The following is a 22,658-nucleotide window of genomic DNA, read 5'->3' as shown; positions in this document are numbered from 1 at the left end:
TCAATCAGGTGGGGATTTGTCTAGAATAGAGGTAATAATCTTTTCAACTCCTGAACACAACTCTGGATAATTATGTCAGTTTTGCAAGTGTTACATATTCCGGACGAGCGCCTTCGCAAAGTCGCAAAGCCGGTTGAAGAAGTGAATGCAGAAATTCAGCGTATCGTCGATGATATGTTCGAAACGATGTACGCCGAAGAAGGTATCGGTCTGGCTGCAACGCAGGTCGATATCCACCAGCGAATCATCGTGATTGACGTTTCGGAAAACCGCGACGAGCGCCTGGTACTCATTAACCCGGAATTGCTGGAGAAAAGTGGCGAAACGGGTATAGAAGAAGGCTGTCTGTCGATTCCGGAACAGCGCGCTTTAGTGCCGCGCGCCGAGAAAGTGAAAATCCGCGCGCTGGATCGCGACGGCAACCCGTTTGAGCTTGAAGCGGATGGTTTACTGGCAATCTGCATTCAGCATGAGATGGATCACCTGGTCGGTAAACTGTTTATCGATTATTTGTCGCCGCTGAAGCAACAACGTATTCGTCAGAAAGTAGAAAAACTCGACCGCCTGAACGCCCGGGCTTAAAGGACAAGAACCAACGTGTCAGATTCACTACGTATTATTTTTGCGGGTACACCTGACTTTGCAGCGCGTCATCTCGACGCGCTGTTAACTTCTGGACATAACGTTGTCGGCGTATTTACCCAACCCGATCGTCCAGCAGGTCGCGGCAAAAAGTTGATGCCCAGCCCGGTAAAAGTGCTGGCGGAAGAAAAAGGCCTGCCCGTTTTCCAGCCCGTGTCGCTTCGTCCTCAGGAAAACCAGCATCTGGTTGCTGACTTACATGCTGACGTCATGGTTGTCGTAGCATATGGTCTGATTCTCCCAAAGGCAGTGCTGGATATGCCCCGTCTCGGATGTATCAACGTTCACGGTTCGCTGCTTCCACGCTGGCGTGGCGCGGCGCCTATTCAGCGCTCACTCTGGGCAGGCGATGCGGAAACCGGCGTCACAATTATGCAGATGGATGTAGGGCTGGATACCGGCGACATGCTGTATAAACTTGCGTGCCCGATTACCGCAGAAGATACCAGTGGCTCACTGTATAATAAGTTGGCTGAACTTGGCCCGCAGGGGTTAATTACCACACTAAAACAACTGGCGGACGGCACAGCGACGCCTGAAGCGCAGAATGAAGCGCTGGTCACTCATGCGGAAAAGCTCAGTAAAGAAGAAGCGCGTATTGACTGGTCTCTCTCCGCAGCACAGCTGGAGCGTTGCATTCGCGCCTTTAATCCGTGGCCAATGAGCTGGCTGGAAATCGACGGTCAGCCGGTAAAAGTCTGGCAGGCGTCCGTCATTGAGGACGCCACGCAGTCGCTGCCGGGAACTATTCTGGCCGCGACGAAACAGGGCATTCAGGTTGCAACAGGCAAGGGGATATTAAATTTGCTTTCGCTTCAGCCTGCCGGCAAAAAAGCGATGAGCGCCCAGGATCTGTTAAATTCACGCCGGGAATGGTTTATTCCTGGTAACCGTCTTGCCTGACGGTCACGCCTTTATAAGCCCGGTGTTACCGGGCATTTTTATTTTATACATATGAAAAAACAAAACAATTTACGTAGTCTGGCAGCACAGGCCGTTGAACAGGTCGTCGAGCAGGGACAATCATTAAGTAATGTGCTCCCGCCGCTGCAACAAAAAGTCGCCGATAAAGACAAAGCGCTACTTCAGGAGCTGTGCTTTGGCGTCCTGCGCACCCTTTCACAGCTGGAATGGCTGATCAATAAGCTGATGTCTCGTCCAATGACCGGCAAGCAGCGTACTGTGCATTACTTAATTATGGTCGGCTTTTATCAGTTGCTGTACACCCGCGTCCCTCCCCATGCGGCGCTGGCTGAAACCGTTGAAGGCGCGGTCGCCATCAAACGTCCGCAGTTGAAAGGGTTAATTAACGGCGTCCTGCGCCAGTTCCAGCGCCAGCAGGAAACGTTGCTTAATGAGTTTGCGACCAGCGATGCGCGCTTTTTACATCCAGGTTGGCTGGTAAAGCGTTTGCAAAATGCTTACCCCACACAGTGGCAACGCATTATTGATGCGAATAACCAGCGTCCGCCTATGTGGCTACGTGTAAATCGTACACACCATACCCGCGACGGTTGGCTTGGCTTACTTGAAGACGCAGGCATGAAGGGATATCCGCATCCCGATTATCCCGACGCTGTACGTCTGGAAACGCCAGCTCCGGTACATGCTTTACCCGGTTTTGCTGAGGGTTGGGTAACTGTCCAGGATGCCTCTGCGCAGGGATGTGCGGTTTTTCTCGCTCCTCAGAACGGTGAGCACATTTTAGACTTGTGCGCCGCGCCCGGCGGTAAAACCTCGCATATTCTCGAAGTGGCCCCCGAAGCAGACGTGTTGGCGGTTGATATTGATGAACAACGGCTCTCCCGCGTTTACGACAACCTAAAGCGTCTTGGGATGAAAGCGACAGTTAAACAAGGGGATGGTCGTTATCCCGCCCAATGGTGCGGCGAGCAGCAGTTTGACCGTATTCTGCTGGATGCGCCCTGCTCCGCAACCGGCGTCATTCGCCGTCATCCAGATATCAAATGGCTGCGTCGCGATCGCGATATCGCGGAACTGGCGCAATTACAGGCGGAAATCCTTGATGCCGTCTGGCCGCGCCTGAAGCCCGGCGGGACGCTGGTTTACGCCACCTGTTCCGTACTGCCGGAAGAAAACCGCGATCAGATCAAAACCTTTTTGCAACGCACTCCCGATGCCGCACTCAGCGAAACGGGAACACCTGATCAGCCAGGACAGCAAAATCTGCCGGGCGGCGAAGAAGGTGATGGGTTCTTTTACGCTAAGCTAATCAAGAAGTGATGAGATAACGGGCCACGACTGATGAAAATTATCATACTGGGCGCAGGGCAAGTTGGCGGAACACTGGCGGAAAACCTGGTCGGCGAAAACAACGACATCACGGTGGTTGATACCAACGGCGAACGGTTACGCAGTTTGCAAGATAAGTTCGATCTACGCGTAGTTCAGGGGCATGGTTCGCATCCCCGCGTGTTGCGCGAAGCGGGCGCTGACGATGCGGATATGCTGGTCGCTGTCACCAGTTCAGATGAAACTAATATGGTTGCCTGTCAGGTAGCCTATTCACTCTTCAACACTCCAAACCGTATCGCCCGCATTCGCTCCCCGGACTATGTTCGCGATGCGGATAAACTCTTTCATTCTGAAGCGGTTCCGATTGATCATCTGATAGCGCCGGAGCAGTTGGTTATCGATAATATTTATCGTCTGATCGAGTATCCAGGAGCATTACAGGTTGTAAACTTTGCCGAAGGGAAAGTCAGTCTGGCAGTAGTAAAAGCCTACTATGGCGGTCCACTAATAGGTAACGCGCTCTCGACAATGCGAGAGCATATGCCGCATATCGATACCCGCGTTGCCGCAATTTTCCGCCATGACAGACCAATCCGTCCTCAGGGCTCGACTATCGTGGAAGCAGGGGATGAAGTCTTCTTTATTGCGGCTTCACAGCATATCCGTGCAGTAATGAGCGAATTACAGCGTCTGGAAAAACCCTACAAGCGCATCATGCTGGTGGGCGGCGGCAATATCGGCGCCGGGCTGGCAAGGCGTCTGGAAAAAGACTATAGCGTTAAATTGATCGAACGCGATCAACAACGCGCCGCAGAACTGGCTGAGAAACTGCAAAACACGATCGTCTTTTTTGGCGACGCTTCCGATCAGGAATTGCTGGCGGAGGAGCATATTGATCAGGTCGATCTCTTTATCGCGGTCACTAACGATGATGAAGCCAATATCATGTCCGCGATGTTGGCTAAGCGGATGGGTGCCAAAAAAGTGATGGTGCTGATTCAGCGTCGAGCTTATGTCGATCTTGTGCAGGGTAGCGTTATAGATATTGCGATTTCTCCGCAGCAGGCCACCATCTCTGCATTACTGAGCCATGTGCGTAAAGCAGATATCGTCGGCGTTTCCTCACTACGTCGCGGGGTTGCCGAAGCCATCGAAGCCGTCGCGCACGGCGATGAAAGCACTTCCCGCGTGGTTGGCCGCGTCATTGACGAAATTAAACTGCCGCCAGGCACCATTATTGGCGCGGTCGTTCGCGGTAATGATGTCATGATTGCTAATGACAATTTGCGCATTGAACAAGGCGATCACGTCATTATGTTTTTGACCGATAAAAAGTTTATTACCGACGTCGAACGTCTGTTCCAGCCAAGTCCTTTCTTCCTCTAATTTTAGGGGCGCTCATTCAGCGCCCTTTTTAATTCCCTTTATTTATCAAGGTTTAATTTATTTCGCTAAACAGAAGCCGTAAATGGAAAATGCCTTAGCATTTGTTAAACTTATAACGTCAGCTGCATAGGGAGAATAAAAATGAGTTTTATTAAAGAATTTCGCGAATTCGCGATGCGCGGGAATGTTGTGGATTTGGCAGTGGGTGTCATTATTGGCGCGGCATTCGGTAAGATTGTTTCTTCACTGGTTGCCGATATCATTATGCCGCCGTTGGGATTGTTAATCGGCGGGATCGACTTTAAACAATTTGCTTTTACGTTACGCGAAGCGCAGGGAGATATTCCGGCGGTCGTCATGCATTACGGCGTGTTTATCCAGAACGTATTTGATTTTGTGATTGTGGCCTTTGCTATCTTTGTTGCCATTAAGCTTATCAACAGACTCAACCGTAAAAAAGCAGAAGAGCCGGCAGCTCCGCCAGCGCCTTCTAAAGAGGAAGTGTTATTGGGCGAAATCCGCGATCTGCTGAAAGAACAAAATAACCGTTCTTAATAAGCAGAAGGCCAGTGGTAAAAAAGTCACTTACTTTCTTGCCACTGGCCTCCCAGTTCCCTCGATTACCGTGTTTACCTTTACGCAGATAACTTCCTTTGCCTTTCTTATTTTTTTCAACGCGTTGCCTGAACAGTGGATCATGCAGTAATGCCTCAATGGCATTGTCCTTTATCTGCCCTTTCTTATGTTGATAACGACTCATAATGTCTCCCGATTGTATAAATTAACGGCGCGAGTGTAGCCCCGCCGGTTCAATAAATCAACATCCTGATTTCGCTCCACTGGCCCCCTGCTCCAGGGCTTCCAGAATGGAACAATAGACGCTACTGTGGGCCGTTCCGCAACAAGCATCATTAAGCCTTTGTAACGAACGCTGCATCGTTTGCAGTTCCGCAATCCTGGCTTCAACCTCCTGCAATCGCTCTTGCACAATACTTTTTGACTCCTGACAGGTATGGTGCTCAGGATCAATTCGGATCGATAAAAGTTCGCGGATCGAGTCGAGCGTGAAACCCAACTGTCGCGCATAACGAATAAATTTGAGACGCTGCAGATCGTTTTCGGTATACAGACGAAACCCGCCTTCAGTACGTACCTCATGATCCATCATCTGCTGTTTTTCATAGTAGCGAATGGTATCAGGCGTTACGTCTGCCAGCTTTGCCAGCTCACCAATGCGATACATACAAGCTCCGTTAATTATCGTTGATTTTATGCAGCAGTTTTTCTGCATACTCACCGTGTAAAAAGTCGGTACTCAACCCAGCCTGCCGAAGTTTTAGTTCAAGCAGCGAGAGCTGGCGACTAACCTGATGGTATCGAGGGTCATCTTCCCGGATACTGTTGAGGATATCAAGTAACTGAATAGCGTCTCTGCGCTGCTCCAGTTCAGGGGGAAGACAGCCCGCATTCTTGAGTAAGCGATAACCCGCACGAAGTTCCGCCGGCACATGAGAATCATCATCCAGAATAAGCGGCTCGCCGCGGCCAGGCAGATTATCAAACTCGCCTTTACGCTGTGCCTCGATAATATGACGCTCTGCCCACTGGTCAAGTAACCACATACGTCGCTCCAGGGATTGAACGAAAAGAATACAATTATTGTAGATACATGGGGTTCAGGAGGGTATAAAAAAACCCGCCGAAGCGGGTTTTTTTACGTTACTACAGATTACTCTGCAGCAGCTTCTGTTTTCTCTGAACGATCAACCAGCTCGATGTATGCCATCGGCGCGTTGTCGCCTGCACGGAAGCCACACTTCAGAATGCGAGTGTAACCACCGGCGCGGCTCGCGAAACGCGGGCCCAGCTCGTTAAACAGTTTTGCCACGATCTCGTTATCACGAGTACGGGCGAATGCCAGACGACGATTAGCAACGCTATCAGTCTTGGCAAGAGTAATCAGCGGCTCAACTACGCGACGCAGCTCTTTCGCTTTAGGCAGGGTCGTCTTGATGATTTCATGACGAACCAGTGAACCTGCCATGTTGCGGAACATAGCCTGGCGATGGCTGCTGTTGCGGTTCAGTTGACGACCACTCTTACGATGGCGCATGACCTTATCCTTCTCAGTAAAACCTTAACCTGTGATCCGGTTACTCGTCAGCGATGCTTGCCGGTGGCCAGTTTTCCAGGCGCATACCCAGAGACAGTCCACGGGAAGCCAGCACGTCTTTAATCTCGGTAAGAGATTTTTTACCCAGGTTAGGCGTCTTAAGAAGCTCAACCTCGGTACGCTGTACCAGATCACCGATATAGTGGATAGCTTCTGCCTTGAGGCAGTTAGCAGAGCGGACAGTCAATTCCAGATCGTCAACAGGGCGCAGCAGGATCGGATCGAATTCTGGTTTCTCTTCTTTCACTTCCGGTTGACGTACATCACGTAAATCAACGAAAGCTTCCAGTTGTTCAGCCAGGATGGTTGCCGCACGACGAATCGCCTCTTCAGGATCGATTGTGCCGTTGGTTTCCATTTCGATGACCAGCTTGTCCAGGTCGGTACGCTGTTCTACACGCGCTGCTTCAACATTGTAGGCAATACGCTCTACAGGGCTGTAGCAGGCGTCGACCAGCAGACGGCCGATTGGGCGCTCATCTTCTTCCGAATGAATTCGGGTAGAAGCCGGCACATAACCACGACCGCGCTGAACTTTGATACGCATACTAATAGACGCGTTTTCATCGGTCAGGTGGCAGATCACGTGCTGCGGCTTGACGATTTCGACATCCCCATCATGGGTGATATCGGCTGCAGTCACAGGGCCAATGCCAGATTTATTCAAGGTAAGAATAACTTCATCTTTACCCTGAACTCTCACCGCCAGCCCTTTCAGGTTGAGCAGGATTTCCAGGATGTCTTCCTGAACGCCTTCTTTGGTGCTGTACTCATGTAGTACACCATCAATCTCAACCTCGGTCACCGCGCAACCCGGCATCGATGAGAGCAGAATACGGCGCAGTGCGTTACCCAGAGTATGGCCGAAGCCACGCTCTAAAGGCTCAAGGGTCACCTTGGCGTGCGTCGAACTCACTTGCTCGATATCTACCAGGCGCGGTTTTAGAAACTCTGTCACAGAACCCTGCATTGTGTCCTCTCTTTGGTACTAAGCTTTACTTGGAGTAAAGCTCGACGATCAGGTGTTCGTTAATGTCCGCAGACAGATCAGAACGCTCAGGCTTACGCTTGTACGTACCTTCCATCTTGCCAGCATCAACTTCCAGCCAGGTTGGCTTTTCACGCTGCTCAGCCAGCTCCAGAGCGGCTTTCACGCGAGACTGCTTCTTCGCTTTCTCACGAATGCTAACAACGTCATTCGGACTAACCTGATAAGAAGCGATGTTAACAACACGACCGTTTACCATAATTGCTTTATGGCTAACCAGCTGACGTGCTTCTGCACGAGTGGCGCCGAAGCCCATACGGTATACAACGTTGTCCAGACGACCTTCCAGCAGAGCCAACAGGTTTTCACCGGTGTTGCCTTTCAGACGTGCTGCTTCTTTGTAGTAGTTACGGAACTGACGCTCCAGCACACCGTAAATGCGGCGAACTTTTTGCTTTTCACGCAACTGCACACCATAGTCAGACAGACGCGGCTTGCGCGCACCGTGCTGGCCAGGAGCTTGTTCAATTTTACACTTGGTATCGATCGCGCGAACGCCAGACTTAAGGAATAAGTCGGTGCCCTCACGACGGCTCAGCTTGAGCTTAGGACCCAAATATCTTGCCATTTTCTTTCTCCAACTAACCTGGAAAACGAAGCGTTATACGCGACGTTTTTTCGGCGGACGACAACCGTTATGAGGGATCGGAGTCACATCAGTAATATTAGTGATGCGGAAACCAGCGGCGTTCAGAGCACGAATAGTAGATTCGCGGCCTGGACCCGGACCTTTAACCATAACTTCCAGATTCTTGATACCGTATTCTTTCACGGCGTCAGCGCAACGCTCTGCTGCAACCTGAGCTGCAAACGGAGTGGATTTGCGAGAACCACGGAAACCGGAACCACCGGCTGTTGCCCAACCCAGCGCATTACCCTGACGATCGGTAATAGTCACGATGGTGTTGTTGAAAGAAGCATGGATATGAGCCACGCCGTCAGAGACTTGTTTTCTTACACGTTTACGTGCGCGAACTGGTGCCTTTGCCATTATTCAATCACCCCGATTATTTCTTGATCGGTTTGCGCGGACCCTTACGGGTACGAGCGTTGGTCTTGGTACGCTGACCGCGAACCGGGAGACCACGACGATGACGCAAACCGCGATAGCAACCAAGATCCATCAGGCGCTTGATGCTCATGCTGATTTCACGGCGCAGATCACCTTCAACGACAAATTTGGCAACTTCGTCACGCAGCGTGTCGATTTGTTCTTCAGACAGCTCACTGATCTTAACATTTTCAGCGATACCCGCTGCAGCCAGGATGGCTTTAGAACGGGTCTTGCCGACACCGTAGATCGAAGTTAACGCGATCACGGCGTGTTTCTGATCAGGAATGTTAATGCCTGCTATACGGGCCACTATGCACTCCTACTATTTAATATGTACGTACCATGCTGAAAAGCCCGTTTTCAGGATACTCAAATGGAAACGTACAGACATACAAAAGATTGGCTGGCTAATCTAGCCAGCTCAACCCAACTTTGCAAGAAAAATATGCGAAAAAATCAGCCTTGGCGCTGTTTATGCTTCGGCTCGGCACTGCAAATCACACGGATGACACCATCACGCTTAACGATTTTGCAGTTACGGCATAATTTCTTGACGGAAGCACGAACTTTCATTTTTACTCTCCGTAACTTCTCAGGCGACCAATTAACGGCCGTAGCCTTTCAGGTTCGCCTTCTTCAATGCAGACTCATACTGACTGGACATCATCAGAGTTTGCACTTGAGCCATAAAGTCCATAATCACGACAACAACGATAAGCAGTGAGGTCCCACCGAAGTAGAACGGCACTTTCATTGCATCACGCATGAACTCCGGGATCAGGCAGATAAAGGTAATATACAGCGCACCAACCAGGGTCAGGCGGGTCATTACTTTATCGATATACTTCGCCGTTTGCTCTCCCGGACGAATTCCTGGTACAAATGCACCGGACTTCTTCAGGTTATCTGCTGTTTCACGCGGGTTGAAAACCAACGCCGTGTAGAAGAAACAGAAGAAGATGATTGCAGACGCATAGAGTAACACATAAAGCGGTTGCCCAGGCTGCAAATACAGCGAAATTGTTGTCAGCCAGTTCCAACCAGTACCGCCCCCGAACCATGACGCGATGGTCGCCGGGAACAGAATAATACTGGAAGCGAAGATTGCCGGGATTACCCCCGCCATATTCACTTTCAGCGGTAAATGTGTGCTCTGTGCAGCATAGACACGACGACCTTGCTGACGTTTGGCGTAGTTTACCACAATACGGCGTTGACCACGTTCAACGAATACTACAAAGAACGTCACTGCAAATACTAATACTGCAACCAACAGCAACACGAGGAAGTGCAGGTCGCCTTGACGCGCTTGCTCGATAGTATGGGCAATGGCTGGCGGGAGTCCCGCAACGATACCAGCGAAGATGATGATTGAGATACCGTTACCGATACCGCGCTCAGTAATCTGTTCGCCGAGCCACATCAGGAACATGGTTCCTGTAACCAGACTTACAACAGCGGTGAAATAGAATGCAAAGCCTGGATTCATCACCAGGCCCTGCATACCAGGCATATTCGGCAAACCGGTAGCAATACCGATCGACTGGAATATCGCCAGCACCAGAGTACCGTAACGGGTGTACTGGCTGATCTTACGACGACCAGACTCCCCTTCTTTCTTAATTTCTGCCAGCGTTGGATGAACCACCGTCAACAGCTGGATAATGATCGACGCCGAAATATACGGCATGATCCCCAGGGCAAAGATAGAAGCACGGCTGAGAGCACCACCAGAGAACATGTTAAACATTTCAATGATGGTGCCTCGCTGTTGCTCAAGCAGTTTGGCAAGTACAGCGGCATCAATACCAGGGATCGGAATAAAAGAGCCAATACGGAACACAATCAGCGCGCCGATAACAAACAGCAGTCTGCGTTTCAGCTCACCTAAGCCACCTTTGGCACTTTGAAAATCTAATCCCGGTTGTTTAGCCATCTGCTACTTATTCCTCGATTTTACCGCCAGCAGCTTCGATAGCAGCACGAGCGCCTTTAGTAACACGCAGGCCACGAACAGTTACCGGAGTAGTGACTTCGCCAGCCAGGATCACTTTCGCGAACTCGATCTGGATACCGATAATGTTTGCCGCTTTCAGCGTGTTCAGGTCTACAACGCCGCCTTCTACTTTCGCCAGGTCAGACAGACGAACTTCGGCTGTAATCGCTGCTTTGCGAGAAGTGAAGCCGAATTTCGGCAGACGACGGTACAGAGGCATCTGACCACCCTCGAAACCGCGACGTACGCCACCGCCAGAACGAGACTTCTGACCTTTGTGACCACGACCACCGGTTTTACCGAGGCCAGAACCGATACCACGACCCAGGCGTTTACCCGCCTTTTTGGAGCCTTCGGCCGGAGACAGAGTATTTAAACGCATCTCTTACTCCTCAACTTTAACCATGAAGGAAACCGCGTTGACCATACCACGAACAGCAGGAGTATCCTCGCGCTCTACGGTGTGGCCAATACGACGCAGACCCAGGCCAAGCAGCGTTGCCTTGTGTTTCGGCAGACGACCGATTGCACTGCGGGTTTGAGTAATTTTAATAGTCTTTGCCATGGTTTATTTCCCCAGAATTTCTTCAACGGATTTACCACGCTTGGCAGCGACCATTTCTGGAGAATTCATATTTTCCAGGCCATCAATAGTTGCACGAACCACGTTGATCGGGTTGGTGGAACCGTATGCTTTAGCCAGAACGTTATGAACCCCAGCAACTTCCAGAACGGCGCGCATTGCACCACCGGCGATGATACCGGTACCTTCGGAAGCTGGCTGCATGAATACACGAGACCCCGTGTGAACACCTTTAACCGGGTGCTGCAGGGTGCCGTTGTTCAGCGCGACGTTAATCATATTGCGACGGGCTTTTTCCATCGCTTTCTGGATCGCTGCTGGAACTTCACGCGCTTTACCGTAACCAAAACCTACGCGACCGTTACCATCGCCTACTACAGTCAGAGCTGTGAAGGAGAAAATACGACCACCTTTAACGGTTTTAGATACGCGGTTTACCGCGATCAGCTTTTCCTGCAGTTCGCCAGCTTGTTTTTCGATGTGAGCCATCTTACACCTCTACCTTAGAACTGAAGGCCAGCTTCACGGGCAGCATCTGCCAGTGCCTGGACACGACCATGATATTGGAACCCGGAACGGTCAAAGGACACATCTTTGATGCCTTTTTCCAGAGCGCGTTCAGCGACAGCTTTACCCACAGCTGCAGCCGCGTCTTTGTTACCGGTGTACTTCAGTTGTTCAGCGATAGCTTTTTCTACAGTAGAAGCAGCTACCAGAACTTCAGAACCGTTCGGTGCAATTACCTGTGCGTAAATATGACGCGGGGTACGATGTACCACCAGGCGAGTTGCGCCCAGCTCTTTGAGCTTGCGGCGTGCGCGGGTCGCACGACGGATACGAGCAGATTTCTTATCCATAGTGTTACCTTACTTCTTCTTAGCCTCTTTGGTACGCACGACTTCGTCGGCGTAACGAACACCCTTGCCTTTGTAAGGCTCAGGACGACGGTAGGCGCGCAGATCTGCTGCAACCTGGCCGATCACCTGCTTATCAGCGCCTTTCAGCACGATTTCAGTTTGAGTCGGACATTCAGCAGTGATACCTGCCGGCAGCTGATGGTCAACCGGGTGAGAGAAACCTAAAGACAGGTTTACTACATTCCCTTTAACCGCTGCACGATAACCTACACCAACCAGCTGCAGCTTCTTAGTGAAGCCTTCGGTAACACCGATAACCATTGAGTTCAGCAGGGCACGCGCGGTACCAGCCTGTGCCCAACCGTCTGCGTAACCATCACGCGGACCGAAGGTCAGTGCATTATCTGCATGTTTAACTTCAACAGCATCGTTGAGAGTACGAGTCAGCTCGCCGTTTTTACCTTTGATCGTAATAACCTGACCGTTGATTTTGACATCAACGCCGGCAGGAACAACGACCGGTGCTTTAGCAACACGAGACATTTTTTCCTCCGATTAGGCTACGTAGCAGATAATTTCGCCACCAAGACCAGCCTGGCGCGCTGCACGATCAGTCATAACACCTTTAGAGGTAGAAACAACTGCGATACCCAGACCGGCCATAACTTTCGGCAGCTCATCTTTACGTTTGTAGATGCGCAGACCTGGGCGGCTGACACGCTGAATGCTTTCTACAACAGCTTTACCCTGGAAATACTTAAGAGTCAGTTCCAGTTCCGGCTTGGTGTCGCCTTCAACTTTAAAATCTTCAATAAAACCTTCTTCCTTCAGCACGTTGGCAATTGCCACTTTCAGCTTGGAGGAAGGCATGGTGACCGCAGCTTTGTTCGCGGCCTGACCGTTACGGATACGGGTCAGCATATCCGCGATCGGATCTTGCATGCTCATCTGTCTTTACTCCCGTGATTCAATTGGTGACAATTACCAGCTAGCCTTTTTCAGACCCGGAATTTCACCGCGCATAGCGGCTTCACGGACCTTAATACGGCTCAACCCGAACTTCCGCAGGAAAGCGTGCGGACGACCAGTTTGACGGCAGCGGTTACGCTGACGTGACGGGCTGGAATCACGCGGCAGAGTCTGCAGCTTAAGAACCGCATTCCAACGATCTTCGTCGGTTGCGTTCACATCAGAGATGATCGCTTTCAGTTCAGCGCGTTTCGCGAAGTATTTATCAGCTAAAGCTACGCGTTTTACTTCGCGTGCTTTCATTGATTGCTTAGCCATTTAGTAACCCTACCTTACTTGCGGAACGGGAAGTCAAAGGCAGCCAGCAGAGCACGGCCTTCTTCGTCAGATTTCGCAGTAGTGGTAATGGTAATATCCAAACCACGAACGCGGTCGACTTTATCGTAGTCGATTTCTGGGAAGATGATCTGCTCACGGACACCCATGCTGTAGTTACCACGACCGTCGAATGACTTAGCGGACAAGCCACGGAAGTCACGGATACGAGGAACAGCAATAGTGATCAGGCGCTCAAAGAACTCCCACATGCGTTCGCCACGCAGAGTTACTTTACAGCCGATCGGATAGCCCTGACGGATTTTGAAGCCTGCAACAGATTTGCGTGCTTTGGTGATCAACGGTTTTTGACCGGAGATTGCTGTCAGGTCTGCTGCTGCGTTATCCAGCAGTTTCTTGTCAGCGATCGCTTCACCAACACCCATGTTCAGGGTGATCTTCTCGACCCGAGGGACTTGCATGACAGAATTGTAGTTAAACTCAGTCATGAGTTTGTTAACTACTTCGTCTTTGTAGTAATCATGCAGTTTCGCCATCGTACTACTCCAAATTACTTGATAGTTTCGCTGTTAGACTTGAAGAAACGGACTTTTTTGCCGTCTTCGAATCTAAAGCCTACACGGTCAGCCTTGCCGGTTGCCGCATTGAAGATTGCAACGTTAGAAACCTGAATTGCAGCTTCTTTTTCAACGATGCCGCCCGGTTGGTTCAGAGCCGGAACCGGCTTCTGGTGTTTCTTAACCAGGTTGATACCTTCAACAATGACCTTGCCGGAAGACAGGACATTCTTAACTTTACCGCGTTTACCTTTATCTTTACCGGTTAACACGATAACTTCGTCATCACGACGGATTTTCGCTGCCATGATTCGCTCCTTAGAGTACTTCTGGTGCCAGAGAGATAATTTTCATGAACTTCTCGTTACGAAGTTCACGAGTTACCGGCCCAAAAATACGCGTACCGATAGGCTGCTCGCTGTTATTGTTTAAAATAACGCATGCATTACCATCGAAGCGAATGACAGAACCGTCCGGGCGACGAACACCCTTCTTGGTGCGCACCACTACCGCCTTCAGCACATCACCTTTTTTGACCTTACCACGCGGAATCGCTTCTTTGATGGTGATCTTAATGATGTCGCCTACGCCTGCGTAGCGACGGTGCGAGCCACCCAGAACCTTGATACACATTACGCGACGTGCACCGGAGTTGTCGGCGACGTTCAGCATAGTCTGTTCTTGGATCATTTTAGTGCTCCGCTAATGTCAACTACTACTGAGACCCGAAAATCAGGTCGTTAAAAAAACCCCATATCGAGGGCGCGGCATTATAACACCGCAAATCAGATATGGGTAGAAAAAATAAACGGCCCATCGCTGAGCCGTTTATTCGTTGAGAATGCGTACTGTATTACAGAACCGCTTTCTCTACAACGCGAACCAGAGTCCAGGATTTGGTCTTGGACAGCGGACGGCATTCGCGGATTTCAACCACGTCGCCGATACCGCATTCGTTGTTCTCGTCATGTACGTGCATTTTGGTCGTACGCTTGATGAATTTACCGTAGATCGGGTGTTTCACAAAACGTTCGATAGCAACAACAATGGATTTCTCCATTTTGTCGCTAACCACGCGACCTTGCAGAGTACGGATTTTATCGGTCATTACGCACCCGCCTTCTCAGTCAGTAAAGTCTTAACGCGTGCGACATCACGACGCACTTGCTTCAACAGGTGAGACTGTTGCAGCTGGCCACTTGCAGCCTGCATACGCAGGTTGAACTGCTCACGCAGCAGGTTCAGTAGCTCGGTGTTCAGCTCTTCAACGCTCTTCTCACGCAGCTCTTTTGCTTTCATTACATCACCGTCTTAGTTACAAAGGTGGTTTTAATCGGCAGTTTCGCTGCTGCCAGCTTGAATGCTTCACGGGCCAGCTCTTCCGGTACGCCGTCCATTTCATACAGGACTTTACCCGGCTGAATCAAGGCAACCCAATACTCCACGTTACCTTTACCTTTACCCATACGCACTGCCAGCGGCTTTTCAGTGATCGGTTTGTCCGGGAATACACGGATCCAGATCTTACCTTGACGCTTAACTGCACGGGTCATAGCACGACGTGCTGCTTCGATCTGACGGGCAGTCAGACGACCACGGCCAACAGCTTTCAGGCCGAAGCTGCCGAAGCTAACATCCGCGCCTGCAGCCAGACCACGGTTGCGGCCTTTGTGCATTTTACGGAATTTTGTACGCTTTGGTTGTAACATCAGCGACGCTCCTTATTTACGGCCTTTACGCTGCTGCTTTTTCGGTTGAGCAGCCGGTTTTTCCGGTTGTTCAACAGCAGCCATACCACCCAGGATCTCGCCTTTGAAGATCCACACTTTAACGCCGATTACACCATAAGTGGTGTGCGCTTCAGAGGTGTTGTAGTCGATGTCAGCACGCAGAGTGTGCAGCGGTACGCGACCTTCGCGGTACCATTCGGTACGTGCGATTTCCGCGCCGCCCAGACGGCCGCTAACTTCAACTTTGATACCTTTAGCGCCCAGACGCATGGCGTTCTGTACAGCACGCTTCATCGCACGACGGAACATAACGCGACGTTCCAGCTGAGAAGTGATGCTGTCAGCAACCAGTTTAGCGTCCAGTTCAGGTTTACGAACTTCGGCGATGTTGATCTGTGCAGGAACGCCAGCGATATCCGCTACGACCTTACGCAGTTTTTCTACGTCTTCACCTTTTTTACCGATAACGATACCCGGGCGAGCGGTGTGAATAGTCACACGGATGCTCTTAGCCGGACGCTCGATAACGATACGAGATACAGACGCTTTAGCCAGTTCCTTCGTCAGGTACTGACGTACTTTAAAATCGCTGTCCAGGTTGTCAGCGAATTCTTTGGTGTTCGCAAACCAGGTAGAGTTCCATGGTTTTACAATACCCAGGCGAATACCATTAGGATGTACTTTCTGACCCATTGCTAGTCTCCAGAGTCTCAGCGATCGGACACAACCACAGTGATGTGGCTGGTGCGCTTCAGGATGCGATCTGCACGACCTTTTGCACGCGGCATAATGCGCTTCATGCTCGGGCCTTCGTCTACGAAAATTTTCGTAACTTTCAGATCGTCAATGTCAGCGCCATCGTTGTGTTCAGCGTTAGCAATGGCAGATTCCAGAACTTTCTTGACCAGTACAGCCGCTTTCTTGTTGGTGTAGGTCAGAATATCCAGAGCCTGCGACACTTTCTTACCGCGAATCAGGTCAGCAACAAGGCGAACCTTCTGAGCAGAAGAACGAGCATGGCGATGTTTAGCGATAGTTTCCATCTCTTCCTCCTACCTTATTTCTTCTTCGCTTTTTTATCAGCAGCGTGGCCGCGATAAGTACGAGTCGGTGCGAATTCACCCAGTTTGTGACCGACCATTTCGTCGGAAACAAATACCGGAACGTGCTGACGACCATTATGGACAGCGATGGTCAAACCGATCATGTTAGGAAAGATCGTTGAACGACGGGACCAAGTGCGCAGGGGCTTCTTGTCTCCGCTTTCCACCGCTTTCTCTACCTTCTTCAGCAAGTGCAGGTCAATAAAAGGACCTTTCTTGAGAGAACGTGGCATGGCTTATCCTCTAAAATTATTTGCTACGGCGACGTACGATGAATTTATCAGTACGCTTGTTGCTGCGGGTCTTCTTACCTTTGGTCTGAACGCCCCACGGAGTTACCGGGTGCTTACCAAAGTTACGACCTTCACCACCACCATGTGGGTGGTCTACTGGGTTCATCGCAGTACCGCGAACGGTAGGACGAACGCCACGCCAGCGTGCAGCACCTGCTTTACCCAGAACGCGCAGCATATGCTCAGCATTGCCAACTTCGCCCAGGGTTGCACGGCAGTCTGCTTCGACTTTACGCATTTCACCAGAACGCAGACGCAGGGTGACATAAGCGCCATCGCGAGCAACGATCTGAACGTAAGTACCAGCGGAACGCGCCAGCTGACCGCCTTTACCTGGTTTCATTTCTACGTTATGAACGGTAGAACCAACCGGGATATTGCGCATCGGCAGGGTGTTGCCTGCTTTGATTGCAGCATCAACGCCAGACTGAATCTGGTCGCCAGCTTTCAGGCCTTTCGGGGCCAGGATGTAACGGCGTTCGCCGTCTTTGTACAGAACCAGCGCGATGTTCGCGGAACGGTTCGGATCGTACTCAAGACGTTCAACAACTGCCGGGATACCGTCTTTGTTGCGTTTGAAGTCAACAATACGATAAGCCTGTTTGTGACCACCACCGATATGACGAGTGGTGATACGGCCATTGTTGTTACGACCACCGGATTTGCTGTTTTTTTCAACCAGCGGAGCAAAAGGTTTGCCCTTGTGCAGCTCTGGGTTGACCACTTTAACGACGTGGCGACGACCCGGAGATGTCGGTTTACATTTAACAACTGCCATTGTATTACTCCTCCGACTTACTCAGCGCCGCCGACGAAGTCCAGATTCTGGCCTTCTTTCAGGGTGACGTAAGCTTTTTTCCAGTCGCTACGACGACCGATACGCTGTCCGTGACGTTTAACTTTCCCTTTAACAACCAGGGTGTTAACGACTTCGACTTCGACTTCAAACAGTTTCTGCACAGCAGCTTTGATTTCTGCTTTGGTCGCGTCTTTAGCAACTTTGAGAACGATGGTGTTAGTTTTTTCCATCGCAGTAGACGCTTTTTCAGAAACGTGCGGTGCGCGCAGCACCTTCAGCAGACGTTCTTCACGAATCATGCCAGCATCTCCTCAACTTGCTTAACAGCATCAGCAGTCATTACGACTTTGTCGAAGGCGATCAGGCTAACCGGGTCGATACCAGTCGCATCGCGTACGTCAACCTTGTGCAGGTTACGTGCGGCCAGGAACAGGTTTTCGTCCAGCTCACCGGTGATGATCAGCACATCTTCCAGAGCCATGTCTTTCAGTTTCTGTGCCAGCAGCTTAGTTTTCGGCGCTTCTACAGAGAACTTCTCGACAACGATCAGACGATCCTGACGTACCAGTTCGGACAGGATGCTTTTCAGCGCGCCGCGGTACATCTTCTTGTTAACTTTTTGACTGTGGTCCTGCGGACGAGCAGCGAAGGTCACGCCACCGGAACGCCAGATCGGGCTCTTGATAGAACCTGAACGCGCACGGCCAGTGCCTTTCTGGCGCCACGGTTTTTTACCGGAACCAGTTACTTCAGCACGAGTCTTCTGAGCACGAGTACCCTGACGAGCACCAGCTGCATAAGCAACAACAACCTGGTGAACCAGCGCTTCGTTGAAATCACGACCGAAGGTAGTTTCGGAAACAGTCAGCGCGCTCTGCGCGTCTTTCAATACTAATTCCATTGCTATCCCCTTACGCCTTCACAGCTGGTTTAACGATCAGGTCGCAACCGGTTGCACCCGGAACACCACCCTTAACCAGCAGCAGGTTGCGCTCAGCGTCAACGCGTACTACGTCAAGGCTCTGAACGGTTACGCGCTCATTACCCATCTGACCTGCCATTTTCTTGCCTTTGAACACTTTGCCCGGAGTCTGGTTCTGACCGATAGAACCCGGAACGCGGTGAGACAAGGAGTTACCGTGAGTAGCGTCCTGGGTACGGAAGTTCCAGCGCTTAACGGTACCAGCGAAACCTTTACCTTTAGAGGTACCGGTTACGTCAACTTTTTTAACGTCAGCAAACAGTTCAACGCTGATGCTCTGACCTACGGTGTATTCTTCGCCTTCAGCCAGGCGGAATTCCCACAGACCACGGCCAGCTTCTACGCCAGCTTTAGCAAAGTGACCCGCTTCCGGCTTGGTGACACGGTTAGCTTTTTTAGCACCCGTAGTAACCTGAACAGCGCGGTAGCCATCGTTAGCCAGGTCTTTAACCTGAGTAACACGGTTTGCTTCAACTTCGATTACGGTTACTGGGATAGAGACGCCATCTTCAGTGAAGATGCGGGTCATACCCACTTTTTTACCGACTAAACCAATCATTGTATCAACCTCTCAATCGCTCGATGACCTGATTAACCCAGGCTGATCTGCACGTCTACACCGGCAGCCAGGTCCAGACGCATCAGAGCATCAACGGTTTTCTCGGTTGGCTCAACGATGTCAACCAGACGCTTGTGAGTGCGAATTTCGTACTGATCGCGCGCATCTTTGTTAACGTGCGGAGAGATCAGAACGGTAAAGCGCTCTTTGCGGGTCGGCAGCGGGATCGGACCGCGAACCTGCGCACCAGTGCGCTTGGCAGTCTCGACGATTTCCGCGGTTGATTGATCGATCAGACGATGATCAAACGCTTTCAGGCGGATACGGATTCTTTGGTTCTGCATGAGACCAGAGCTCCAATTATTTTATAAACGAAAATGATTACTCCTCACACCCATTACGATTGATGGGAGAGTGTAACCGTTCTTACGTAGCTCCCCGATTGGGAGCATTGTTAAATAGCCAAATCGGCTATTCGAGGTTCAAATCGAACCTGCCGTCAATTACGACAAGCCCGCGCATTATACGTAAATCTCAGCCTGACGCAAGTGTCGGATAGAAATTAAGCGCTTTATTCTTATGCGAGCATGATTCCAGGTGGTACGCATGGGATGGCAACGCGCATCTTTTCTTTGGAAGGCATCAGGCAAATCTGGCGATACGTCGTTGTCGCTGTCGCATAAATCTATAAAGGTGAGCACAAGCCTTGACGAGGATTTGCTTATGTTTGTTGCCCTCCCCTTTCTCATTTTTTATGCGTCGTTCTCTTTATTACTTGGCATATACGACGCGCGTACCGGTCTGTTGCCTGACCGGTTTACCTGTCCATTACTGTGGGGTGGTCTGCTTTATCACCAGATTTGCCTGCCGGAGCGTTTACCGGATGCGCTTTGGGGTGCTATCGCCGGCTATGGCGGATTCGCGTTAATTTACTGGGGCTATCGCCTGCGTTATCAGAAAGAGGGGCTTGGATATGGCGACGTCAAGTACCTTGCAGCCTTAGGAGCGTGGCATTGTTGGGAAACACTGCCGTTACTGGTTTTCCTTGCCGCCATGTTGGCCTGTGGCGGGTTTGGCGTCGCGCTACTGGTGAGAGGTAAATCGGCATTAATAAACCCGCTACCTTTTGGGCCATGGCTGGCGGTGGCGGGTTTCATAACAGGTTGGAAAGCTTTCTTTCCAGACGGTTAATCGGTAACCTTGATTTGTGATTGCAGATAATTTTGCATACCAAGTTTGGCAATCAAATCCAGCTCAGTTTCCAGCCAGTCGATGTGACCTTCCTCGTCGGCAAGAATTTCAATCATCATATCCCGGCTGACATAATCATGAACGCTATCGGCATAGGCTATTGCCTCACGTAGATCTTTTGCGCCTTCCAGTTCGAGCCGGAGATCCGATCGTAGCATCTCTTCGACATCTTCACCGATGCCCAGCTTGCCCAGATCCTGTAGGTTCGGTATGCCTTCCAGAAATAAAATACGCTCAATATACTTATCGGCGTGTTTCATCTCATCAATGGATTCATGGTACTCAACATCATTAAGCCGGGTCAGCCCCCAGTTTTTGAACATACGGGCATGAAGAAAATACTGATTAATTGCGACAAGCTCATTTCCCAATAGTTTATTGAGATAATTTATGATTTTAACATCACCTTTCATTTTATAGTCCCTCCGCTTCCACTCTCTAGAGCGTAGATGGGGCTACAGGGATGTCAAAAAAAAGAGTGTGACTCAGGCGATCTCTTTAAATTCCGGCATTTGCGTTAACTCATCCTGCATCACTTCTCGCGCGGCGCGAATACACTTACCACATTGATTTCCCACAGGAATAAATTTACGCAACTGTTGAAATGACTGTGGATGAAATTGTCGTACAGCCTGGCGGATTTTTTTATCGCTTATACCATTACACAAACAAACGTACATGATCGCTCCCGTTCAATTTCCGCACAAAGTGTAAATGAGAATGGTTATGATTACAATAGCACAAAGCGATTTACGCCATGGGAGAAGCGTTAAAAAGGGTGAATAAATATAACAGCGGCTAAATAGCAGGCAACAAAAAGGGCGCCGAAGCGCCCTCTTCAATTCAAAACTAATTAACGAGTAATTAGCCCAGAACTTTAGCAACAACGCCCGCGCCAACGGTACGGCCGCCTTCACGGATTGCGAAACGCAGACCGTCGTCCATTGCGATCGGGTGGATCAGGGTAACAACCATTTTGATGTTGTCGCCCGGCATTACCATCTCTACGCCTTCCGGCAGTTCGATGGTACCAGTCACGTCAGTAGTACGGAAGTAGAACTGCGGACGGTAGCCTTTGAAGAACGGAGTATGACGGCCGCCTTCATCTTTGGACAGAATGTACACTTCAGATTCGAACTTGGTGTGCGGCTTGATGGTGCCCGGCTTAGCCAGTACCTGACCACGTTCGATTTCTTCACGTTTGATACCACGCAGCAGAACACCTACGTTCTCACCGGCACGGCCTTCGTCCAGCAGTTTGCGGAACATTTCAACGCCAGTACAGGTAGACTTCTGAGTCTCTTTGATACCAACGATTTCAACTTCTTCGCCCACTTTGATGATACCGCGTTCTACACGACCGGTAACAACGGTACCACGACCGGAGATGGAGAATACGTCTTCGATCGGCAGCAGGAACGGCTTGTCAATCGCACGCTCTGGTTCCGGAATGTAAGAATCCAGGAAGCCAGCCAGTTCGATGATTTTCGCTTCCCACTCTGCGTCGCCTTCCAGCGCTTTCAGAGCAGAACCACGAACGATCGGCGTGTCGTCGCCCGGGAAGTCGTACTGAGACAGAAGTTCACGAACTTCCATTTCAACCAGTTCCAGCAGCTCTTCGTCATCAACCATGTCGCATTTGTTCAGGAACACGATGATGTACGGAACGCCTACCTGACGACCCAGCAGGATGTGCTCACGGGTCTGCGGCATCGGGCCGTCAGTCGCAGCAACAACCAGGATCGCGCCGTCCATCTGAGCAGCACCGGTGATCATGTTTTTAACATAGTCGGCGTGCCCCGGGCAGTCTACGTGTGCGTAGTGGCGGGTCGGGGTATCGTATTCAACGTGAGAAGTGTTGATGGTGATACCACGCGCTTTTTCTTCCGGAGCGTTATCGATCTGGTCGAATGCACGAGCAGCACCGCCGTAGGTTTTAGCCAGTACGGTGGTGATTGCAGCGGTCAGGGTAGTTTTACCGTGGTCAACGTGGCCGATGGTGCCGACGTTAACGTGCGGTTTTGTACGTTCAAATTTTTCTTTAGACACGGCTATATTCCTTACTATAGCGCTCTCCCCTTCAG

General features: G+C 50.7%; 39 protein-coding genes and 1 pseudogene. 6 read left to right on the top strand and 34 right to left on the bottom strand.

Annotated features, from left to right (window positions below):
• Window positions 1–72 precede the first annotated feature (72 nt).
• The 5 genes from def to mscL all read left to right on the top strand — a co-directional run bounded on the left by def (window position 73) and on the right by mscL (window position 4,839).
• Window positions 73–582, top strand: a complete 510-nt coding sequence (gene def / locus LDB27_RS02140; RefSeq protein ID WP_000114987.1) for a peptide deformylase — start codon at window positions 73–75, stop codon at window positions 580–582.
• 15 nt (window positions 583–597) lie between these two features.
• The gene (gene fmt / locus LDB27_RS02135; protein ID WP_001285165.1) at window positions 598–1,545 is read left to right on the top strand and encodes a methionyl-tRNA formyltransferase; all 948 of its coding nucleotides are present in this window, start codon (window positions 598–600) and stop codon (window positions 1,543–1,545) included.
• A 51-nt stretch (window positions 1,546–1,596) separates the two neighbouring features.
• Window positions 1,597–2,886 (top strand): 16S rRNA (cytosine(967)-C(5))-methyltransferase RsmB, encoded by a 1,290-nt coding sequence (gene rsmB / locus LDB27_RS02130; protein ID WP_000744597.1) that lies wholly within the window; start codon window positions 1,597–1,599, stop codon window positions 2,884–2,886.
• A 21-nt stretch (window positions 2,887–2,907) separates the two neighbouring features.
• A complete protein-coding gene (gene trkA, locus LDB27_RS02125; RefSeq protein ID WP_000691374.1) occupies window positions 2,908–4,284 on the top strand; it encodes a Trk system potassium transporter TrkA in 1,377 nt (458 codons plus the stop codon).
• Window positions 4,285–4,425: 141 nt separating this feature from the next.
• Window positions 4,426–4,839, top strand: a complete 414-nt coding sequence (gene mscL, locus LDB27_RS02120; protein WP_000008119.1) for a large-conductance mechanosensitive channel protein MscL — start codon at window positions 4,426–4,428, stop codon at window positions 4,837–4,839.
• A gap of 1 nt (window position 4,840) precedes the next feature.
• On the opposite strand, the pseudogene LDB27_RS02115 reads toward mscL, so the two are convergent.
• From LDB27_RS02115 to rpsJ, 31 genes and pseudogenes are all read right to left on the bottom strand, one after another.
• Window positions 4,841–5,044: pseudogene (locus LDB27_RS02115) on the bottom strand (alternative ribosome-rescue factor A); the annotation flags it as partial.
• A gap of 57 nt (window positions 5,045–5,101) precedes the next feature.
• Entirely contained in the window at window positions 5,102–5,527 is a 426-nt protein-coding gene (gene zntR / locus LDB27_RS02110; protein ID WP_000285585.1) for a Zn(2+)-responsive transcriptional regulator, read from the bottom strand.
• Window positions 5,528–5,537: 10 nt separating this feature from the next.
• Window positions 5,538–5,906 (bottom strand): DUF1992 domain-containing protein, encoded by a 369-nt coding sequence (locus LDB27_RS02105; protein WP_000266515.1) that lies wholly within the window; start codon window positions 5,904–5,906, stop codon window positions 5,538–5,540.
• 107 nt (window positions 5,907–6,013) lie between these two features.
• Window positions 6,014–6,397 (bottom strand): 50S ribosomal protein L17, encoded by a 384-nt coding sequence (gene rplQ / locus LDB27_RS02100; RefSeq protein WP_001216370.1) that lies wholly within the window; start codon window positions 6,395–6,397, stop codon window positions 6,014–6,016.
• Window positions 6,398–6,437: 40 nt separating this feature from the next.
• Window positions 6,438–7,427 carry a DNA-directed RNA polymerase subunit alpha gene (locus LDB27_RS02095; protein ID WP_001162094.1) on the bottom strand — a complete coding sequence of 330 codons (990 nt, stop codon included), beginning with the start codon at window positions 7,425–7,427 and terminating at the stop codon, window positions 6,438–6,440.
• Window positions 7,428–7,452: 25 nt separating this feature from the next.
• A complete protein-coding gene (gene rpsD / locus LDB27_RS02090) occupies window positions 7,453–8,073 on the bottom strand; it encodes a 30S ribosomal protein S4 (protein ID WP_000135226.1) in 621 nt (206 codons plus the stop codon).
• A 33-nt stretch (window positions 8,074–8,106) separates the two neighbouring features.
• Entirely contained in the window at window positions 8,107–8,496 is a 390-nt protein-coding gene (gene rpsK / locus LDB27_RS02085; protein ID WP_001029758.1) for a 30S ribosomal protein S11, read from the bottom strand.
• Window positions 8,497–8,512: 16 nt separating this feature from the next.
• Window positions 8,513–8,869 carry a 30S ribosomal protein S13 gene (rpsM, locus tag LDB27_RS02080; RefSeq protein ID WP_000090780.1) on the bottom strand — a complete coding sequence of 119 codons (357 nt, stop codon included), beginning with the start codon at window positions 8,867–8,869 and terminating at the stop codon, window positions 8,513–8,515.
• 146 nt (window positions 8,870–9,015) lie between these two features.
• On the bottom strand, window positions 9,016–9,132 hold the full coding sequence (gene rpmJ, locus LDB27_RS02075; RefSeq protein WP_000868187.1) for a 50S ribosomal protein L36: 117 nt from the start codon (window positions 9,130–9,132) through the stop codon (window positions 9,016–9,018).
• Between the two features lie 31 nt (window positions 9,133–9,163).
• Complete coding sequence (secY, locus tag LDB27_RS02070; RefSeq protein WP_001118864.1) at window positions 9,164–10,495, bottom strand: preprotein translocase subunit SecY; 1,332 nt, start codon at window positions 10,493–10,495, stop codon at window positions 9,164–9,166.
• A gap of 7 nt (window positions 10,496–10,502) precedes the next feature.
• Entirely contained in the window at window positions 10,503–10,937 is a 435-nt protein-coding gene (gene rplO / locus LDB27_RS02065) for a 50S ribosomal protein L15 (protein ID WP_001238917.1), read from the bottom strand.
• Window positions 10,938–10,940: 3 nt separating this feature from the next.
• Entirely contained in the window at window positions 10,941–11,120 is a 180-nt protein-coding gene (gene rpmD / locus LDB27_RS02060) for a 50S ribosomal protein L30 (protein ID WP_001140434.1), read from the bottom strand.
• Between the two features lie 3 nt (window positions 11,121–11,123).
• Window positions 11,124–11,627: a 30S ribosomal protein S5 gene (gene rpsE / locus LDB27_RS02055; protein WP_000940121.1), complete on the bottom strand. Its 504-nt coding sequence runs from the start codon at window positions 11,625–11,627 to the stop codon at window positions 11,124–11,126.
• 14 nt (window positions 11,628–11,641) lie between these two features.
• Entirely contained in the window at window positions 11,642–11,995 is a 354-nt protein-coding gene (rplR, locus tag LDB27_RS02050) for a 50S ribosomal protein L18 (protein ID WP_000358956.1), read from the bottom strand.
• A gap of 9 nt (window positions 11,996–12,004) precedes the next feature.
• Complete coding sequence (gene rplF / locus LDB27_RS02045) at window positions 12,005–12,538, bottom strand: 50S ribosomal protein L6 (RefSeq protein WP_000091939.1); 534 nt, start codon at window positions 12,536–12,538, stop codon at window positions 12,005–12,007.
• 12 nt (window positions 12,539–12,550) lie between these two features.
• Window positions 12,551–12,943, bottom strand: a complete 393-nt coding sequence (gene rpsH / locus LDB27_RS02040) for a 30S ribosomal protein S8 (RefSeq protein WP_000062611.1) — start codon at window positions 12,941–12,943, stop codon at window positions 12,551–12,553.
• A gap of 33 nt (window positions 12,944–12,976) precedes the next feature.
• Entirely contained in the window at window positions 12,977–13,282 is a 306-nt protein-coding gene (gene rpsN / locus LDB27_RS02035) for a 30S ribosomal protein S14 (RefSeq protein WP_001118932.1), read from the bottom strand.
• Between the two features lie 14 nt (window positions 13,283–13,296).
• Entirely contained in the window at window positions 13,297–13,836 is a 540-nt protein-coding gene (gene rplE / locus LDB27_RS02030) for a 50S ribosomal protein L5 (RefSeq protein ID WP_001096206.1), read from the bottom strand.
• A gap of 14 nt (window positions 13,837–13,850) precedes the next feature.
• Complete coding sequence (gene rplX, locus LDB27_RS02025) at window positions 13,851–14,165, bottom strand: 50S ribosomal protein L24 (protein ID WP_000729185.1); 315 nt, start codon at window positions 14,163–14,165, stop codon at window positions 13,851–13,853.
• Between the two features lie 10 nt (window positions 14,166–14,175).
• Entirely contained in the window at window positions 14,176–14,547 is a 372-nt protein-coding gene (rplN, locus tag LDB27_RS02020) for a 50S ribosomal protein L14 (protein ID WP_000613954.1), read from the bottom strand.
• A 163-nt stretch (window positions 14,548–14,710) separates the two neighbouring features.
• On the bottom strand, window positions 14,711–14,965 hold the full coding sequence (rpsQ, locus tag LDB27_RS02015; protein ID WP_000130101.1) for a 30S ribosomal protein S17: 255 nt from the start codon (window positions 14,963–14,965) through the stop codon (window positions 14,711–14,713).
• Complete coding sequence (gene rpmC, locus LDB27_RS02010; RefSeq protein ID WP_000644742.1) at window positions 14,965–15,156, bottom strand: 50S ribosomal protein L29; 192 nt, start codon at window positions 15,154–15,156, stop codon at window positions 14,965–14,967. Before rpmC ends, rpsQ begins: the two co-directional genes overlap by 1 nt.
• The gene (gene rplP, locus LDB27_RS02005) at window positions 15,156–15,566 is read right to left on the bottom strand and encodes a 50S ribosomal protein L16 (protein ID WP_000941208.1); all 411 of its coding nucleotides are present in this window, start codon (window positions 15,564–15,566) and stop codon (window positions 15,156–15,158) included. The genes rpmC and rplP overlap by 1 nt, the downstream gene beginning before the upstream one ends.
• Before the next feature lie 12 nt (window positions 15,567–15,578).
• Window positions 15,579–16,280 carry a 30S ribosomal protein S3 gene (gene rpsC, locus LDB27_RS02000; RefSeq protein ID WP_000529945.1) on the bottom strand — a complete coding sequence of 234 codons (702 nt, stop codon included), beginning with the start codon at window positions 16,278–16,280 and terminating at the stop codon, window positions 15,579–15,581.
• A 17-nt stretch (window positions 16,281–16,297) separates the two neighbouring features.
• Complete coding sequence (gene rplV / locus LDB27_RS01995) at window positions 16,298–16,630, bottom strand: 50S ribosomal protein L22 (RefSeq protein ID WP_000447529.1); 333 nt, start codon at window positions 16,628–16,630, stop codon at window positions 16,298–16,300.
• A 14-nt stretch (window positions 16,631–16,644) separates the two neighbouring features.
• On the bottom strand, window positions 16,645–16,923 hold the full coding sequence (gene rpsS / locus LDB27_RS01990) for a 30S ribosomal protein S19 (RefSeq protein WP_001138115.1): 279 nt from the start codon (window positions 16,921–16,923) through the stop codon (window positions 16,645–16,647).
• A 16-nt stretch (window positions 16,924–16,939) separates the two neighbouring features.
• On the bottom strand, window positions 16,940–17,761 hold the full coding sequence (gene rplB / locus LDB27_RS01985; protein ID WP_000301869.1) for a 50S ribosomal protein L2: 822 nt from the start codon (window positions 17,759–17,761) through the stop codon (window positions 16,940–16,942).
• A 17-nt stretch (window positions 17,762–17,778) separates the two neighbouring features.
• Window positions 17,779–18,081 (bottom strand): 50S ribosomal protein L23, encoded by a 303-nt coding sequence (gene rplW, locus LDB27_RS01980; protein WP_000617546.1) that lies wholly within the window; start codon window positions 18,079–18,081, stop codon window positions 17,779–17,781.
• On the bottom strand, window positions 18,078–18,683 hold the full coding sequence (rplD, locus tag LDB27_RS01975) for a 50S ribosomal protein L4 (protein WP_000424395.1): 606 nt from the start codon (window positions 18,681–18,683) through the stop codon (window positions 18,078–18,080). Before rplD ends, rplW begins: the two co-directional genes overlap by 4 nt.
• Window positions 18,684–18,693: 10 nt before the next feature.
• Window positions 18,694–19,323, bottom strand: a complete 630-nt coding sequence (gene rplC, locus LDB27_RS01970) for a 50S ribosomal protein L3 (RefSeq protein WP_000579838.1) — start codon at window positions 19,321–19,323, stop codon at window positions 18,694–18,696.
• 32 nt (window positions 19,324–19,355) lie between these two features.
• A complete protein-coding gene (gene rpsJ, locus LDB27_RS01965) occupies window positions 19,356–19,667 on the bottom strand; it encodes a 30S ribosomal protein S10 (protein ID WP_001181005.1) in 312 nt (103 codons plus the stop codon).
• A 379-nt stretch (window positions 19,668–20,046) separates the two neighbouring features.
• Here rpsJ and hopD point away from each other — a divergent pair, with 379 nt between their 5' ends.
• The gene (gene hopD / locus LDB27_RS01960) at window positions 20,047–20,514 is read left to right on the top strand and encodes a prepilin peptidase (protein ID WP_000495847.1); all 468 of its coding nucleotides are present in this window, start codon (window positions 20,047–20,049) and stop codon (window positions 20,512–20,514) included.
• On the opposite strand, the gene bfr is transcribed toward hopD, so the two are convergent.
• The 3 genes from bfr to tuf form a co-directional block, all read right to left on the bottom strand.
• Entirely contained in the window at window positions 20,511–20,987 is a 477-nt protein-coding gene (gene bfr / locus LDB27_RS01955) for a bacterioferritin (RefSeq protein ID WP_000675530.1), read from the bottom strand. The genes hopD and bfr overlap by 4 nt on opposite strands.
• 72 nt (window positions 20,988–21,059) lie before the next feature.
• The gene (gene bfd, locus LDB27_RS01950; protein ID WP_000289082.1) at window positions 21,060–21,254 is read right to left on the bottom strand and encodes a bacterioferritin-associated ferredoxin; all 195 of its coding nucleotides are present in this window, start codon (window positions 21,252–21,254) and stop codon (window positions 21,060–21,062) included.
• A 184-nt stretch (window positions 21,255–21,438) separates the two neighbouring features.
• Window positions 21,439–22,623, bottom strand: coding sequence for an elongation factor Tu (gene tuf / locus LDB27_RS01945; protein ID WP_000031748.1), 1,185 nt, complete (start codon window positions 22,621–22,623; stop codon window positions 21,439–21,441).
• Window positions 22,624–22,658 lie beyond the last annotated feature (35 nt).

Origin of the sequence: Salmonella sp. JXY0409-18 (assembly GCF_020268625.1) — a bacterium.
Lineage (GTDB): Bacteria > Pseudomonadota > Gammaproteobacteria > Enterobacterales > Enterobacteriaceae > Salmonella > Salmonella enterica.
This window is presented reverse-complemented; position numbering and strand designations above follow the sequence as displayed.